This is a genomic window from Amycolatopsis acididurans (assembly GCF_012328925.1).
Taxonomy (GTDB): domain Bacteria; phylum Actinomycetota; class Actinomycetes; order Mycobacteriales; family Pseudonocardiaceae; genus Amycolatopsis_E; species Amycolatopsis_E acididurans.
In genome coordinates, this window is the sequence record NZ_JAAXLS010000007.1 from 21,136 (window position 1) to 36,327 (window position 15,192).

Here is a 15,192-nt window from a genome sequence, read left to right on the forward strand (position 1 = left end):
TCGCGCCGCCGACGGTGACCTCGCGCCCAGGGCGCGACCGACGGTGGAACCCGCCGAACCCTCCGCAGCCCAGCACCCCAGACGCGAAAATGCCCGCCCTCGGCCGTGAGGCCGCCGGGCGGGCACTTCGAGAGAAACTGCTCAGAGCGCGTTGGCGCGCTTGGCCATCGCCGACTTCTTGTTCGCGGCCTGGTTCGGGTGGATGACACCCTTGCTGGCGGCCTTGTCCAGCTTCTTGGCGGCCTCGCGCTGCAGCTCGACGGCCTTGTCCTTGTCGCCGGCCTCCGCGGCCTCGCGGAACTTGCGGATGGCGGTCTTCACCGAGGACTTGACCGACTGGTTGCGCTGGCGCGCCTTCTCGTTGGTCTTGATTCGCTTGATCTGGGACTTGATGTTGGCCACGCGGGCGCTCCTTCGAGTCTTGTCCGGGTCCGCTGCCGCGTCGTGGTGGCCCCGGATCTCCGGGCTTCCTCCCTTACGGAATGCCACACGGCAACGGTCGACAACACTACCAGTGACGGTATGGTGGCCCACGTAGTGCCTAGGGTTCCGTCGCCGCCCCGCCCGCAGCCCCTCGCACAACCAGGGGTGGCGAGCCTGGTCCGAGCGGCACCGGCCACCGGGCACCGGGTCCGGCGGTACACCTGAGCGGACAAAAGCCTAGAGGGCCTCGGCCTTTCGCGCCCGCGAAAAGCCGGAAAGGCACCCGTGAACGGCACAGCCCTGTCCCTGGTCCTCATCGCCGCCTTCGTGCACGCCGGCTGGAACCTCGCCGCCAAACGCGTCCACGGCGGCGGCGCCCGCTTCGTCTTCCTCTACTACACCGTGTCGGCCGTGGTGTGCCTGCCGCTCGCCGCCGTGATGCTCGCCGTGGAACCGCAAAGTCCACAGTGGACGTGGTTGCTGGCCGCCGTGCTGACCGCGGTCTTCCATGTGCTCTACGGCATCGTCCTGCAACGCGGCTACCGCGTCGGCGACCTGTCCATCGTGTACCCGCTGGCACGCGGCAGCGGGCCGCTGCTGTCGGTGCTCGCGGCCGTCGTGGTGCTCGGTGAGCGGCCCGGGGTTCTCGGCCTCGTCGGTGCGCTGCTCATCGTCGGCGGGGTACTGCTCATCGGCGGCGGCCGCGGCAGCGGTGACCGCAAGGCGGGCGTCTTCTACGGCCTGCTCACGGGCGCGACCATCGCCGCCTACACCCTCTGGGACGCGCACTCGGTCAACGCGCTCGGCGTACCGCCGGTCGTGTACTTCACCACCGGCGCGATGCTGCAGAGCGCGTTCCTCGCGCCCATCGCCCTCCGTCAGGGTGGCCTGACGCCGTTGTGGCGCCGTCACTGGCGGGAAACCGTCCTCGTCGGGGCGCTGTCCCCGGTCGCCTACCTGCTTGTCCTCTACGCGATGCGGATGGCGCCGGTGAGCCTTGTCGCGCCCGCGCGCGAGGTCAGCATCGTGCTCGGCGGGATCGCGGCGTGGCTCATGCTCGGCGAGGCCAACCCGGGGCGCCGGATCACCGGCTCGGTCATCGTGCTCGCCGGAATTGCCGCGATTGCCGCGTCGTGACGCTCTGCGGTAGGGAGTATTCATGCAGGTGTTGAGCAGCCGGGTCCTGGTCCGGCCCACGGATCCCGAGAAATCGACCGCCTTCTACCGCGACGTTCTCGGCCTGGCGATCTACCGGACCTTCCCCGGCGGCACGGTCTTCTTCCTCGGTCAGGGCTTCCTCGAGGTCTCCAGCCACGGCGGAGCCGGCTCGAACACGACGCTGCAACTGTGGCTGCAGGTCCGCGATCTCGAGGCCACGCTCAAGGAACTGGCCGCACACGGCGTGACCCCGGACCGCGAAGCGCGCAAGGAACCGTGGGGCCTGTGGGAGGCCTGGATCTCCGACCCGGACGGCGTGCCCATCGTGCTCGTCGAGATCCCGGCCGACCATCCCCTGCGCACGGACGTCCGCGCCCCCTGACAGCGCCTACGGTCTGACGGCGCGGAGCTGGGCCGCGGTGGCACCGAAGCCCGGGGGCTCCCAGGTCCAGGTCTGCAGGTCGGTGAAACCGGCCGCGGTGACCTCCGCGGCGAGCGCGTGCCGCGGCACGGGCAGCCACTTCTGGTGCGCGGACAGCACGAGCCGCCCGCCCGGGCGCAGCACGCGGTACAGCTCGGCGAACCCCGCCGCGCGGTCGTCCCACAGCTGCACGTTGTTGACCGACACCACGACGTCCACCGACTCGCCGGCCTGGCCGGTGGCCTCCGCCGAGCCTTGCCGCAGGACGACGTCGTCGCGGCGTGCCCGGCACAGCGCGAGCATCTCCTCGGAGGGGTCCACGCCGATCACGTGCGCGGCCTTCTCCGCCGCGGCCGCCAGCCCGACACCGGGACCGGGGCCCACGACGAGCACGGTCTCGCCGGGCGTGAGCCTCGCCACTTCCACCACGCGCCGTTCGGTAGCGGCATTGCCGTATGCCATGACCGCGGCGCCTATCCTGCCCAGGAAACCGCGTGGATGGCCGAAGGCGCGGTCCAGCACCTGGGCTAAAGCAGTACTCATAGCTCCAGGTCAGCACGCGCACCGCGAACCGGCATCGGGGATGACCCGGAAATCGCCGGCGACCGGGCATGGGACACTGGAGGACGTACCCGCGGCCGATCATCGAGGAACCGAGTGAGCACGTTCGCCGACACCACGTTCACGCCCCCGGAGCTGATCCGGAACTTCTGCATCATCGCGCACATCGACCACGGCAAGTCCACCCTGGCCGACCGGATGCTGCAGCTCACCGGCGTGGTCGAGGAACGGGCCATGCGCGCCCAGTACCTGGACCGGATGGACATCGAGCGCGAACGCGGCATCACGATCAAGGCACAGAACGTGCGGCTGCCGTGGAAACTGGACGACCAGGACCACGTGCTGCACCTGATCGACACGCCCGGCCACGTCGACTTCACCTACGAGGTCTCGCGGGCGCTGGAGGCGTGCGAAGGCGCGATCCTGCTGGTCGACGCGGCGCAGGGCATCGAGGCGCAGACGCTGGCGAACCTGTACCTCGCGCTGGACAAGGACCTGCACATCATCCCGGTGCTGAACAAGATCGACCTGCCCGCGGCCGATCCCGACAAGTACGCCGCCGAGCTGGCGCACATCATCGGCTGCGATCCGGGCGATGTGCTGCGCGTGTCGGCCAAGACCGGCCAGGGTGTGCAGGAACTGCTCGACGAGGTGATCCGGCAGGTGCCGCCGCCGGTGGGCGAGCCCGACGCGCCGGCCAGGGCGATGATCTTCGACTCGGTGTACGACACCTATCGCGGCGTGGTCACCTACATCAGGGTCGTGGACGGCAAGATCACCCCCCGCGAGCGGATCCGGATGATGTCCACCGGCGCCACGCACGAGCTGCTGGAGGTCGGCATCATCTCGCCCGAGCCCAAGCCCAGCAAGGGGCTCGGCGTCGGCGAGGTGGGGTATCTGATCACTGGCGTGAAGGACGTGCGGCAATCGCGCGTCGGCGACACCGTGACCAGCGAGCGCAAGGGCGCCACCGAACCGCTGACCGGCTACCGCGAACCGAAGCCGATGGTCTACTCGGGACTGTACCCAGTGGACGGTTCGGACTACCCGGAACTGCGTGAGGCACTGGAAAAGCTTCAGCTCAACGACGCCGCGCTGACCTTCGAACCGGAGACGTCGGTGGCGCTCGGTTTCGGTTTCCGTTGTGGCTTCCTTGGTCTGCTGCACCTGGAGATCACGCGGGACCGGTTGGAGCGTGAGTTCGGCCTCGACCTGATCTCCACCGCGCCGAACGTGGTGTACCGCGTCGTGCTGGAGGACGGCAGCGAGCACACGGTCACCAACCCGTCGGACTGGCCGACCGGCTTCAAGATCGCCGAGGTGCACGAGCCGCTGTCCAAGGTCACCGTCATCGCGCCGTCGGAGTTCATCGGTGCGATCATGGAGTTGTGCCAGAGCAAGCGCGGGCAGTTGCTCGGCATGGACTACCTGTCCGAGGAACGCGTCGAGCTGCGCTACCACCTGCCGCTCGCCGAGATCATCTTCGACTTCTTCGACTCGCTGAAATCCCGCACGCGCGGGTATGCGTCCCTGGACTACGAGGAGGCCGGCGACCAGATCGCGGATCTGGTCAAGGTGGACATCCTGCTACAGGGCGAGCCGGTCGACGCCTTTTCGGCGATCGTGCACAAGGACGCCGCGTTCTCCTACGGCAACAAGATGGCCACCCGGCTACGGGAACTCATTCCGCGGCAGCAGTTCGAGGTGCCGATCCAGGCCGCGGTCGGCTCGCGGATCATCGCCCGCGAGACGATCCGCGCGATCCGCAAGGACGTGCTCGCCAAGTGCTACGGCGGTGACATCTCGCGGAAGCGCAAGCTGCTGGAGAAGCAGAAGGAAGGCAAGAAGCGGATGAAGACCGTCGGCCGGGTCGAGGTCCCGCAGGAGGCCTTCGTCGCCGCACTGTCCACTTCGGAGCCCAGCGACAAGGGTGGCAAGGGCAAGAAGTAGCGCCCTCTGGCAGGGCGAGGCGTGTTCGCGGTGCGTGAGCCCCTCGGGCGCCTCGCCGCCGGCCGGCTTCTCACCCGTTCCCGCTGATCCGTGCCGCTTCGACGAAGACGCAACACCGGCGTTCGGCGGCCATGACCCGGTCGTACTCGTCCCAGTCGTCGTGGGTCCCGGTCGCCGCTTTGAACACGTCGCGCAGCAGGGTGGGCAGGTCGCCGGTGAAGTCCGGATCGGCGTCGTCCGGCCCGATCAGCCGCGCCGGGCCCTGCACCGACACCCAGTTCCAGCCGCGCCGGAAGACGATCGTCGCGTGCCCGCCGCTCCGCAGCAGCTCCAGCTTCCTGGTGCCACCGCGGGCGACGAAACCCACGCTGGGCCTGCCGCTGACCGGGTCGTCGATCGGCCCGGCGTTGACCACCGACGCCTGCACCGTGCCGTCCGGCCTGGCGATGGCGACGGTCGCCAGGCCGTGTTCGGCGACGGCGAGTTCGCGCACGAGATTCAGATCAGCCATGCCGATCACGCTATGCCCTCGTGCGGCGGCGGAACAGCGCACCGGCCACCGGCACGGTGACCGCGAGAATGCCGGCCCACCACGCGAGCGCGATCCATGCCGTGTTGCCGGGTGACCCGCCCAGCAGCAGCGCGCGGACGCTGTCGACCACCGCGGTCGCCGGCCGGTGCTCGCAGAACTGCCGCGTTGATGTAGCTGGTGCTGCCGGTGTCGATCGCGGCCTCGCCGAGGGTTCGTCCAGGAACAGCACCGACGGTGCCGTGATCAGGCTGATCGGCAGGTCGAGCCGCCGCTTCATGCCACCCGAGTAGGTCTTGACCAGCCTGCCGGCGGCCTCGAGCAGATCGAAACGGGCCAGCAGCTCGTCCGCCCGCCGCCGGTCCGCGGCGGTGCGCAGCCCGAACAGCCTGCCCATCATGACCAGGTTCTCGCGCCCGCTGAGCAGCGGGTCGAGCGCGACCTGCTGCCCGGTCAGGCCGATCGCACGGCGGACGTGCGCGGCCTCGCGCACCACGTCGTACCCGGCGATCCTCACCTCGCCACCGTCCGGTCTGAGCAGCGTCGTCATGAGCCGGACCGCGGTGGTCTTGCCGACCCGCGCTGAGCGTGCCGAAGGTCGCCGAGGTCGCGATCGGGATCGCGGACGCCGAGGGCCTGGACGCGGTGTCGATGCGGCGGGTCGCCGCCGCGCTCGGCTACACCACGATGTCGCTGTACCGGTACGTCCCGGCCAAGGAGCAGCTCATCGAAGTGATGGCCGACCTCGCGGCGGGGGAGCCGCCGGCACCGGGCTCGGGGGACTGAAATGATCATGGCTTTTCTGTTCCTCGACGGCGCGGTGCGTGAGCTCGCGAGGATCACCGGCGACATCGGGCAGGCCCGGCGCGAGGCCGGGGTCACCGCCGAACAGGCCGAGGCCGGGTACGCCACCATCCTGCGCAAGTACGTCGACCGGGACCGGTTCCCGACGCTGGCGCGGGTGGTCGCGGAAGGCGCGTTCGACGGCGAACCCGCGCAGGGGCAGATCCCGGATCTGGAGTTCGGGTTGCGCCGGTTGATGGACGGCCTTGAAGCCTATGCCCGCTCTCGTGGTTGAGTGAGGGGCATGTTCACGGACCTGCGTTTCCCCGTACTGGTCGCGCCGATGGCGGGCGGTCCGACCACTCCGGAACTTCTCGCCGCCGTGGTCGAGGCGGGCGGCTCGGGCTTTCTGTCGGCGGGCTACCTCGACCCGGGAACGCTCGCCGCGCGGATCGCCCGCACGCGCGGGCTGACCGGGGGCGAGTTCGGCGTCAACCTGTTCGTGCCGGGTGAGCAGTCCACTGTGGACCTCTCGGCATACGTGCGCCGGGTGCGGGAGGAGGCGCTGCGCCACGGAGCCGAGCCCGGCGAACCGCGGTGGGAGGACGACAACTATCCGGCGAAGCTGGATCTCGTTGTGGCGGAACGGATTCCGGTGGTCTCGTTCACCTTCGGGCTTCCCTCGCGGGAGGACGTCGCCAGGCTGCACGACGTGGGCAGCCGGGTCGTGGCGACGGTGACCAATCCGGACGAGGCCGAGCAGGCGGCCGGGATCGGCGCGGACGCGTTGTGCGTGCAGGGTTTCGAGGCGGGCGGGCACCGCGGCGTGCTCACCGACGATCCGGCGGACCCGGCCGGCGGCCAGACGCTCGGCCTGCTCGCCGCACTGCGGCTGGTGTCCGCGCGGGTGGACCTGCCGTTGATCGCGGCGGGCGGGCTCGTGCACGGTGCGGACGTCGCGGCCGTGCTGACCGCCGGAGCGGTCGCGGCGCAGCTCGGTACCGCGTTCCTGCGTGCCGACGAGGCGGGCACGCAGGCCGCGCACCGGCGGATACTGGCCGAAGGTGGTCGTCCGACGGCGATCACGCGGGCCTTCAGCGGGCGCCCGGCGCGCGGCATCGTGAACCGGTTCCTCAGCGAGAACTCGTCGGTCGCGCCCTCGGCCTACCCACAGGTGCATCACCTGACGCGGCCGATGCGCGCGGCGGCGGGCAAGGCGGGCGACGCCGAGGCACTCAACCTGTGGGCCGGCCAGGCCTATCCGGTCGCGAGCGAGGGACCGGCCGCCGACATCTTCCGGCGCATCGAGGACGAGGCGCGTACGGCCCTGCGGAACGCGTCGCGCCTGATCACTCCATAGGTGGAGATACGGTGCGGGCACGCCCGCGCACCTGGCAAGCTCCGATCATGGTCCGGAAAACCGTTGCCGCAGCGGCGATCGCGCTCGCTGCCGTGTCCGCGCCCATGGCGCACGCCGATCCGGCACACGGCATCCAGGCGTTCACCGCGGACGGCAGGTTCGTCGCGCCTCCGGGCGTGTCGTCGGTGTTCGTCGCGCTGTGGGGCGCGGGCGGTGGTGGCGGCGCCGGAAACGCGCCCGACGTCGGCGGCAGCGGCGGGGGCGGCGGCGGCGGGGGAGCCGCGTGGTGCGCGGTGACGTTGACCCCGCAGACGGAGTACCTGGTGACGGTCGGTCCCGGTGGGCTGGCCGGTGTCGCGGGCCAGCATGACGGCACCGGCACGTCGGGCGGCGATTCGAGCCTGGGCCAGAACGGCACCCCGGCGCTGGCGGTCGCGCACGGCGGGCAGAACGGCTTCGGCGCCACGCCGGACGGGCGCAGCGGCTCGGCGGGCCGTGGTGGCACAGGGGAGTGCCGCGCGGCCGGCGGGGTCACCGCGCCCGGCGCGAACGGTAACGGCGACGGCGGTGGCGCGGTGGGCGCGCTGCCGAGCGCGCCACCGGCCGGCACCGGTTCCGGTGGTGGCGCGGCGAAGCCGGGCGCGACGGGGTACGTGCTGATCTGGTGGTGAGGCCCCGGCGGCGGAATTCGCCGCCGGGGGAACGTTCCGGCGGGTCAGCCCGCCACGGCGTCGATCTTCGCCGGCACGCTCTTGCGGGTACGGGTCGCGCCGGCCGCGAAGTGCGTCAGCAGCTCGGCCAGGCCCTCGGGGTCGTCGAGCTGCGGGCAGTGGCCCCAGTCGTCGCGCAGGTAGAGCCTGCTGTCCGGCACCAGCGAGTGCAGCCGCCGCCCGGACGCCGCGCTGACCAGCTTGTCCTTGCCGCACGCGACGACCAGCAGCGGAACCTCGATGCGGTCGAGCCCCTCATAGGCCTGCGCCAGCTCCTCGACCAGCTGACGCGCCTGCTGCAGCCGCTGCGTGGTGGAGCGGTAGTCCGGGAAGAGCCTGGTGAACCGCGCGACGTGCTCGGCCGCGGCCACGCCGTGGTCGGCGTAGAGCAGCCTGGGCACGACGTACTGGGCGATCTGGCGGACCACGAACCCTGGCACGGGCAGCGGCAGCGACGCGACCAGCCGCAGCGGCAGCGGGTACATGCCCACCGCCCTGACCAGCCACGTGTCGACGAAACCCGGGGCGGCGATGGAGACCACGCCCGCGATCGGGTGCCGTCCCTCGTAGGCCGCGCGCAGGCTCATCGTGCCGCCGAGCGAGTTGCCCGCCAGTACGACCTCGCCGTAGCGGGTCTGTTCTTTGAGGACGGCGTCGACGAACAGGTCGAGCTGGGGGAGCATCGCGCCCGGCCGCAACGGGTCCGCGTCACCGAAACCGGGCAGGTCGACCGCGATCGCCGAGATGCCGGCGTCGGCGAGCATCGACAGCACCGGACGCCAGGTGTCGGCGCTGTCGCAGTAACCATGCAGCAGGACGAGTCTGGTCTTGTTGCGCGAACGCCGTCGCGGTCCGACCTCCATGACGCGCGTGCGCACGCCGGCATAACTCCGGTAGCCGATCCGGATCAGGTCCGGATCGGCCGTTGACGAGCCCGGCTGCTCGAGCTTCTCCCGCCGCATTGCGGTCATATACCCAGATTAGCGAGGAAATCTCGCTTTCCGCCGCTAAGCCGTTGATCACAAACGAGTCTCGGCGCGATCTCAAGCAGTGTTTAAGCAGGTCATGGGTGGAACGGGCGGATTAGCGAGTGAAAACGATTTTGCCCGCGGTGTCGCCGGAGAGCATGTCCCGGAATCCCTTCTCGGCTTCGGCCAGCGGCAGCTCGGCGCCGATCTGCGGCTTGATGCCCGCCAGATTCACGTATTCGAGCAGGTTCGCCAGCTCGTCGCGGGTGCCCATCGTGGAGCCCGCGATCCGCAGCTGCAGGAAGAACACCCGCTGCAGGTCCGCGCTTGGGTCCGGCCCGCTCGTCGACCCGGAGACGACGATGATCCCGCCGGGTTTGAGCGATTTCACCGAGTGTGACCAGGTGGCCTTGCCGACGGTCTCGAACACGGCGTCCACCCGCTCCGGCAGGCGCGCGCCGTTCTCGAAGGTCTGGTGCGCGCCCAGCTGCTCGGCCAGCGCACGCTTCTGCTCCGTGCGGCCGGTGACCCACACCCGCATGCCCGCGGCCCGTCCGAGCTGGACGAGTGCGGTGGACACGCCACCGGACGCGCCCTGCACCAGCATCGTCTGGCCGGGACGCAGACCGGACTTGACGAACAGCATCCGGTAGGCGGTCAGCCAGGCGGTGCCCATCGTGGCGGCCTCGGCGAAGGACATGCTCGCGGGCTTGGGGACGGCGTTGCGGGCGGGCACGACGACGTAGTCGGCGAAGGTGCCCTGGTGCTTCTCGGTGAGCAGGGTGCGCTTCGGGTCGAGCGTGTCGTCGCCCTGCCAGCCGGGCGCGTTGACGACCGAGTGCAGCACGACCTCGGTGCCGTCCTCGGTGACCCCGGCGCCGTCGCAGCCGAGGATCATCGGGAACTGGTCCGGTTTGATCCCGACGCCGCGCAGCGTCCAGATGTCGTGCATGTTGAGGCTGGCGGCCTTGACAGCGACCTTCACCCAACCCTGCGGCACCTCCGGATCGGGCCGCTCGCCGACGACGAGCGAGTCCAGCGGGCTGTCCTGGTTCGGTTCTTGGGCATACACGGCGAACATGCCTGCAACGTACCGCGCGAGCCCTGCGCGTACTGTGTGACGTGTGTTCGACGGAGTGGCCAACTGGTGGGACAACGCGGAGCTCTGGCTCGCGCAGTTGTGGTTCCCGCTGCAGTTCGCGCTGGTCATCGCAGTGCTGGGACCGTTGTGCCTCGGCGCGGCGTGGCTGATCGACCGCATCGTCGACCGGGTCGCGGCGTGGTTCGGCTCGGCCCGTGACAAGGACACTGCGCCCCGGTCTTAGGGTGTCCCGAGTGTCAAGTAGAAGGCGGATCACCGTCGCGCTGGCCGGGCTGATCGTGCTCGTGCTGGGCGGCTGGCTGGTCAAGGATCTCGGCAGCGACGCCGGCACCGGCATGGCGACGAAGCCGCTGTCGTCCTTGCCCGCGGAAGCGGCCCAGACGTACCGGCTCATCCAGCGCGGTGGCCCGTACCCGTACCCGCAGGACGGGAGCGCGTTCAACAACAACGAGAAGCAGCTGCCGCAGCAGCGGGCCGGTTACTACCATGAGTTCACGGTGCCCACGCCGGGCAGCAAGGACCGGGGAGCACGGCGGTTGATAACCGGCACGTCACGAGAGCTCTACTACACCGGTGACCATTACGCGTCTTTCGTCGTCGTCGACCCCACCAAGTAGCAAGTTGAAAGCCATGGAACACACGAGTGCGAAGGCCATCGCCGAGGCGCGTGCCCGCGGCGCCCACTGGCACGTGATGGCGGGCCATCCGGTGGACAAGCTGTCCACTATGGACGCCATCGCCGAGGCGCTGGCGTTTCCCGCCTGGTTCGGGCGCAACCTCGACGCCCTCTACGACTGCCTCACCGACCTGTCCTGGTTGCCCAGCGGCGAGCACGTGCTGATCTGGAGCGGCTCGGACGAGCTGCGCGCGGCCGACCCGAAGGCCTACCTCGCGATCCGCGGCGTGCTCTCCGACGCCGAGCGGGCGCTCGCGCCGGGCGGCGACCGGGCCGACAGCCGCCGCCTGACGGTCGCGTTCAGCGACGACTGAGGTCAGTCCGCGGGAACCCAGCTGGGCTTGCGCTTCTGGCCGAACGCCGTGATGCCCTCCTGGCCTTCCTCGCTCGCGAAGAACCGTGCGGACAGTGCGTTCATCGCCTTGAAACCGGCGGAGGGCGTGGCGTGCCGCGGGCTGGCCAGCAGTTCCTTCGTCGCGGCCAGCGCGTTCGGGCCGCCGAGGGCGATCGCATTCGTGTAGCGGGCGACCTCGTCGTCGAGCTTCTCGGCGGGCGCGACGGAGGAGATCAGGCCGATCTGGGCGGCGCGCTCGGCGTCGAACACCTCGCCGGTGAGGAACAGCTCCTGCGCGGCGCGCGCGGTGATGCGCGGCAGCACGACGAGGGAGATGAGCGCGGGGACCACGCCGATGCGCACCTCGGAGAAGGCGAACGTGGCCTCCGGGACGGCGACCGCGATGTCACACGCGGCGACCATGCCGACGCCGCCCGCGCGAGCGGGCCCGTGCAGCTTCGCGACCACCGGCTTCGGGCTGTTCCACAGCTGCTCGAGGATCTCGGGGAACTCGTTGACGCCCTGATCGCCCGCTCCCGCGCCGCGCGCCTCCTTGAGGTCCATTCCGGCGCAGAACACCTTGCCGGTGTGGGTGAGCACGATGACCCGCACGGTCTCGTCGTGCCGCGCCTTGGCCAGGCTCGCGCGCAGCTCGCGGCGGAGCTGGGCGGACAGCGCGTTGCGGTTGTGTGGCGAGTCGAGCGTGATGGTCGCGGTACCACTCGCCACTGAGTAGTGCACCAGTTCGTCGGACATGGCTGGCAGCGTATCCCGGCGCGGGCGGGCCCGCTGTGACTGCTCCCACAGCGTCCACTGTGGAGGATTCAGTGGGTCTGGCGGGTGAGGTCCAGGCAGGTACGGGTGACCGCGGGAGCATCCATGTCGGCACCGTCGCGGACGCGCTCGAGAGCTTTCTTCTCGACCACGGCGAGATTCGGCCATCTCGAACCGCGACCGTCCGCGTCAGTTCTGGCGGGGCAGCAGTTCCTCGGCGAAGCGGTCGAGGAACTCGTCCCTCGGTGCGGGGCCGCGGTTGTACACGACGAACTTCGTCAGGCCCGCCGCCAGGTAGCCGTCCAGCAGCCGGTGCAGCTCGGACCAGCTGGTGGCGATGATCTCCGCCGGGTCGGCGCCGGGATGGCGCGAGCGGGCCGTCGCGATCAGGTCCGGGGTCAGGCCGCCCTCGGCGAGCAGCACGCTGAGCCCATAGTGGTCGGGTTCGATCTCGCGCCCGGCCTCCGCCGCCGCGGCCTCGATGGTCTCGCGGGCCCGCAGGGCGTCCGTCGCGGGCAGGAAGCTGCCCAGCCACCCGTCGGCGTACCGGCCGACCCGCCGCAGTGCCGCCGGGGCCGCGCCGCCGAGCCAGATGTCCAGCCGCGCCGATCCGACCTGCGCGCCGGAGATCTCGAAGAACTCCCCGGCGAAGTCGCTCTCGCCGCGCAGCACGGCCCGCAGCAGTGCCAGCGACTCGTCGAACACCGCGGCGCGTCTGCCCTCCGGGACGGCGAAGACGTTCCACTCCGAGCGCCGCGCCGGACGCAGGCCGAACACCGGCAGCACCCGCTTCGGCGCGAGCGCGGCCAGCGACGCGAGCTGCTTGGCGACCAGCACGGGGTGCCGCCCCGGCAACACCGCCACCGATGTGCCCGCCTTCAGCGTCGTCGTGCGCGCGAGCGCGTGCGCCATCCCGATGAACGGGTCGACGGCGGTGGAGTACACGTGCTCCGACAGCCATACCGAGTCGATTCCGGCCTTCTCCAGCCGGTCCACGATGTAGGGGAGATCCGTCGGATCGGTCTCCGCTCCCAGCCCGACCCCGATCCGGATTTTCATACGCTCCACGATACGGATTCAGGCCGCCGCGGGAAGCGTCCGGCCGTAGCGCCGGAGAATCAGCCCGCCGATGCGCGGGTCGGGGGCCAGCGGCGCGGTCATCATGACGTCCGGTTCGGCCTCCCGCGCCGACGCGGCGATCCGGTCCGGCAGCAGGCCCGGCGCGAGAAACCAGGACGCCACCGCGAACCGCCGCGCACCGCGGGTCCGCAGCTTCGCGATCGCCGAGGGTACGTCCGGCCGCGCCGTCGCGAAGGCGGGCGCGACCAGCATCCGGTGCCGTGCGTGCCACCGGCGGGCGAGGTCGATCACGGCCCGGTTCGCCGGTGCGTGTGACGAGCCGACCCCCGCCAGCACCACGCCCAGTGACGGGTCGGCGGGATCGGCGCCGGCCTCGGAAAGACGGTCCAGTGCGACGTTCTCCAGCACCGGGTCGACCCCGAGCACGTCCGCGACAGAGACGCGCAGCGGCGCCGTGCGCACGAGCGCGGGCAGATCGACCTTGGCGTGGTAGGCGCTTCCCAGCAGCAGCGGCACCACCACGGCCTCGGAGTGCCCGGCGGCGGCCAGCGACCGCAGCACGTCGGTCAGCAGCGGCTCGGACAGGTCCAAAAAGGACACATGTGCGCCGAGGTCCGCGCACAGCGCGCGGACCGTCGCGGCGGAGCGGGGGTCCCGGCTGCCGTGTGCGGCCACCACGAGCGGCGCGCGCACGCCTACAGCGCCCCGCTCAGCCCGCGTGCCCGCAGCACCGCCCGCTCGATCGGCCGGAACACCAGCAGCTCGATGCCGACCCCGACGAGCAGGATCAGGACGATCGCGGCCAGCACGGTCTCCATCTGCGACAGCGTGCGCCCGTCGTCGAGGTAGGCACCGAGTCCCTTGCCCAGCAACGGCGAGGTCGCGATGATCTCGGCGGCCATCAGCGAACGCCACGAGAACGCCCAGCCCTGCTTGAGCCCGGCCAGATATCCCGGCAGCGCCGCGGGCAGCAGGATGTGCCGCGACGCCGCGATCCGGCCCGCGCCCAGCACCTTGCCCACGCGCGGCAGGATCGGCGGGATCTGGTCGATTCCGGCGACCAGCCCGTTCGCGATCGAGGGCACACTGCCCAGCAGCAGTACCGCGTACATCGTCGTCGGCGTGACCCCGAACCACAGCACCGCCGCCGGCACCCACGCCACCGACGGCAGGCTCTGCAGCCCGGACAAGAACGGCCCGATCGCGGAGCGCACCAGGCGCACCTTCGCCACCAGCAGGCCCAGCGGGGTCGCGATCACGATCGCGACGAGGAAGCCGAACACCGCGCGGTGCACCGAGGTCCAGATGAACCCGATCGCCTCGCCGTCGGTGACGCGCGACCACAGCTCGTCCCACACCGCCAGCGGGGCGGGCAGCTGGTACTCGGGCCAGAACGCCGCGGCCCACAGCGCCTGCCACACGGCGACGACCAGGACCAGGAACGCCACGGGCGGCACCACGGCCTTGAGGATCCGGCGCACGCGGCTCCCACCCTGCTCGGGAGTGGGCGGGGTGTCGAGCGCGTCCAGTCCGCGCTCGACGGCCGCGGCGTCGACGTCGTCAAGCTGCGGCATGACTGGAGATCACCTCGCGGAGACGGTGGTTGATCGTGTCGACGAGCGCCACCTCGTCGGCTCCCTCGCCCACCTGCCACTCCTGCACGACGCGACCGGGACGCGAGGACAGCAGCACGACCCGCTCGCCCAGCCGCACGGCCTCGCGCACGTCATGGGTCACGAACACCACGGCGGCGCCGGTGGAGCGCCATACCCGGATCAGCTCGGCCTGCAGCACGTCGCGGGTGATCGCGTCGAGCGCGGAGAACGGCTCGTCCATCAGCAGCAGCGACGGCCGCGACGCGGACTCGCCGGAGGTGTGCAGCGCCGACGCCAGCGCGCGGGCCAGCGCGACCCGCTGCCGCATACCGCCGGAGAGCTCGTGCGGCCGCTTGTTGCCGACACCGCCGAGCCGCACCAGTTCGAGCAGCTCCCCGGTGCGTGTCTTGCGCGCCGAACGCGACACGCCCGCGAGCTTGAGCGGCAGCTCGACGTTCGCGGCCGCGGTCAGCCACGGCATCAGCGCGGCCTCCTGGAACATCACGGCCGGGCGCGAGCTGTTCAGCTCGATCTCGCCCGCGGTCGGCTTGTCCAGCCCGGCGATCAGGTTGAGCACCGTGCTCTTGCCGCAGCCGGAGGCACCCAGCAGGCAGACGAACTCGCCCGGCGCGACGTCGAGGTCGAGACCGGCGAGTGCGACGACGGATCGCTGGCCCTGGCCGAAGCTCTTGTGCACACCGGCCAGCCGGACCGCGTGCTCGGTCGCGGGCTTCGCGGTCGGGTTCTCCAGCGTGGCGGTCATCGGTT

Annotated in this window: 20 protein-coding genes and 1 pseudogene; 10 read left to right on the forward strand and 11 right to left on the reverse strand. The window is 70.9% G+C overall.

Annotation, left to right across the window (positions count from 1 at the left end; all coding sequences use genetic code 11):
- Positions 1-141: 141 nt before the first annotated feature.
- Complete coding sequence (gene rpsT, locus HFP15_RS42730) at positions 142-402, reverse strand: 30S ribosomal protein S20 (RefSeq protein ID WP_168515144.1); 261 nt, start codon at positions 400-402, stop codon at positions 142-144.
- A gap of 306 nt (positions 403-708) precedes the next feature.
- On the opposite strand from rpsT, the gene HFP15_RS13140 reads away from it, so the two are divergent.
- Positions 709-1,560, forward strand: coding sequence for an EamA family transporter (locus HFP15_RS13140; protein ID WP_168515146.1), 852 nt, complete (start codon positions 709-711; stop codon positions 1,558-1,560).
- Between the two features lie 22 nt (positions 1,561-1,582).
- The gene (locus HFP15_RS13145; RefSeq protein ID WP_168515148.1) at positions 1,583-1,963 is read left to right on the forward strand and encodes a VOC family protein; all 381 of its coding nucleotides are present in this window, start codon (positions 1,583-1,585) and stop codon (positions 1,961-1,963) included.
- A 6-nt stretch (positions 1,964-1,969) separates the two neighbouring features.
- Here HFP15_RS13145 and HFP15_RS13150 read toward each other — a convergent pair whose 3' ends face one another.
- On the reverse strand, positions 1,970-2,545 hold the full coding sequence (locus HFP15_RS13150) for a class I SAM-dependent methyltransferase (protein ID WP_168515150.1): 576 nt from the start codon (positions 2,543-2,545) through the stop codon (positions 1,970-1,972).
- 114 nt (positions 2,546-2,659) lie between these two features.
- On the opposite strand from HFP15_RS13150, the gene lepA reads away from it, so the two are divergent.
- Positions 2,660-4,513, forward strand: coding sequence for a translation elongation factor 4 (lepA, locus tag HFP15_RS13155; protein WP_168515152.1), 1,854 nt, complete (start codon positions 2,660-2,662; stop codon positions 4,511-4,513).
- 70 nt (positions 4,514-4,583) lie between these two features.
- Here lepA and HFP15_RS13160 read toward each other — a convergent pair whose 3' ends face one another.
- Together HFP15_RS13160 and HFP15_RS42735 are read right to left on the reverse strand one after the other, a co-directional pair.
- Complete coding sequence (locus HFP15_RS13160; RefSeq protein ID WP_168515154.1) at positions 4,584-5,024, reverse strand: pyridoxamine 5'-phosphate oxidase family protein; 441 nt, start codon at positions 5,022-5,024, stop codon at positions 4,584-4,586.
- A 211-nt stretch (positions 5,025-5,235) separates the two neighbouring features.
- A pseudogene (locus HFP15_RS42735) lies at positions 5,236-5,616 on the reverse strand (ATP-binding cassette domain-containing protein); the annotation flags it as partial.
- 14 nt (positions 5,617-5,630) lie between these two features.
- Between HFP15_RS42735 and HFP15_RS13170 the strand changes: the two are divergent.
- Genes HFP15_RS13170 through HFP15_RS13185 form a run of 4 tightly spaced genes read left to right on the forward strand, consistent with a single transcriptional unit; the run spans position 5,631 to position 7,856 of the window.
- Entirely contained in the window at positions 5,631-5,828 is a 198-nt protein-coding gene (locus HFP15_RS13170; RefSeq protein WP_168515158.1) for a TetR/AcrR family transcriptional regulator, read from the forward strand.
- A 7-nt stretch (positions 5,829-5,835) separates the two neighbouring features.
- Complete coding sequence (locus tag HFP15_RS13175) at positions 5,836-6,120, forward strand: hypothetical protein (protein ID WP_168515160.1); 285 nt, start codon at positions 5,836-5,838, stop codon at positions 6,118-6,120.
- Between the two features lie 9 nt (positions 6,121-6,129).
- Positions 6,130-7,185, forward strand: a complete 1,056-nt coding sequence (locus HFP15_RS13180; RefSeq protein ID WP_168515162.1) for an NAD(P)H-dependent flavin oxidoreductase — start codon at positions 6,130-6,132, stop codon at positions 7,183-7,185.
- A gap of 47 nt (positions 7,186-7,232) precedes the next feature.
- A complete protein-coding gene (locus HFP15_RS13185; RefSeq protein ID WP_168515164.1) occupies positions 7,233-7,856 on the forward strand; it encodes a glycine-rich domain-containing protein in 624 nt (207 codons plus the stop codon).
- A gap of 44 nt (positions 7,857-7,900) precedes the next feature.
- Here the strand turns inward: HFP15_RS13185 and HFP15_RS13190 are convergent, their stop codons facing one another.
- A complete protein-coding gene (locus tag HFP15_RS13190) occupies positions 7,901-8,866 on the reverse strand; it encodes an alpha/beta fold hydrolase (RefSeq protein WP_168515166.1) in 966 nt (321 codons plus the stop codon).
- 112 nt (positions 8,867-8,978) lie between these two features.
- Positions 8,979-9,944: a zinc-binding dehydrogenase gene (locus HFP15_RS13195; protein ID WP_168515168.1), complete on the reverse strand. Its 966-nt coding sequence runs from the start codon at positions 9,942-9,944 to the stop codon at positions 8,979-8,981.
- A gap of 43 nt (positions 9,945-9,987) precedes the next feature.
- On the opposite strand from HFP15_RS13195, the gene HFP15_RS13200 reads away from it, so the two are divergent.
- The 3 genes from HFP15_RS13200 to HFP15_RS13210 are packed head-to-tail and all read left to right on the forward strand — an operon-like array spanning position 9,988 to position 10,955.
- Positions 9,988-10,188 carry a hypothetical protein gene (locus HFP15_RS13200; RefSeq protein ID WP_168515170.1) on the forward strand — a complete coding sequence of 67 codons (201 nt, stop codon included), beginning with the start codon at positions 9,988-9,990 and terminating at the stop codon, positions 10,186-10,188.
- A 10-nt stretch (positions 10,189-10,198) separates the two neighbouring features.
- Positions 10,199-10,582 carry a guanyl-specific ribonuclease gene (locus tag HFP15_RS13205; RefSeq protein ID WP_168515172.1) on the forward strand — a complete coding sequence of 128 codons (384 nt, stop codon included), beginning with the start codon at positions 10,199-10,201 and terminating at the stop codon, positions 10,580-10,582.
- A 13-nt stretch (positions 10,583-10,595) separates the two neighbouring features.
- On the forward strand, positions 10,596-10,955 hold the full coding sequence (locus tag HFP15_RS13210) for a barstar family protein (RefSeq protein WP_168515174.1): 360 nt from the start codon (positions 10,596-10,598) through the stop codon (positions 10,953-10,955).
- Positions 10,956-10,957: 2 nt separating this feature from the next.
- Here the strand turns inward: HFP15_RS13210 and HFP15_RS13215 are convergent, their stop codons facing one another.
- The 5 genes from HFP15_RS13215 to HFP15_RS13235 form a co-directional block, all read right to left on the reverse strand.
- Positions 10,958-11,731: an enoyl-CoA hydratase family protein gene (locus tag HFP15_RS13215; RefSeq protein ID WP_168515176.1), complete on the reverse strand. Its 774-nt coding sequence runs from the start codon at positions 11,729-11,731 to the stop codon at positions 10,958-10,960.
- 207 nt (positions 11,732-11,938) lie between these two features.
- A complete protein-coding gene (locus HFP15_RS13220; RefSeq protein WP_168515178.1) occupies positions 11,939-12,808 on the reverse strand; it encodes a TIGR03854 family LLM class F420-dependent oxidoreductase in 870 nt (289 codons plus the stop codon).
- Between the two features lie 18 nt (positions 12,809-12,826).
- On the reverse strand, positions 12,827-13,522 hold the full coding sequence (locus tag HFP15_RS13225; RefSeq protein ID WP_168515180.1) for a sirohydrochlorin chelatase: 696 nt from the start codon (positions 13,520-13,522) through the stop codon (positions 12,827-12,829).
- A 2-nt stretch (positions 13,523-13,524) separates the two neighbouring features.
- On the reverse strand, positions 13,525-14,403 hold the full coding sequence (locus tag HFP15_RS13230; RefSeq protein WP_168515182.1) for an ABC transporter permease: 879 nt from the start codon (positions 14,401-14,403) through the stop codon (positions 13,525-13,527).
- Complete coding sequence (locus tag HFP15_RS13235) at positions 14,390-15,187, reverse strand: ABC transporter ATP-binding protein (protein ID WP_168515184.1); 798 nt, start codon at positions 15,185-15,187, stop codon at positions 14,390-14,392. Before HFP15_RS13235 ends, HFP15_RS13230 begins: the two co-directional genes overlap by 14 nt.
- Between the last annotated feature and the right edge of the window lie 5 nt (positions 15,188-15,192).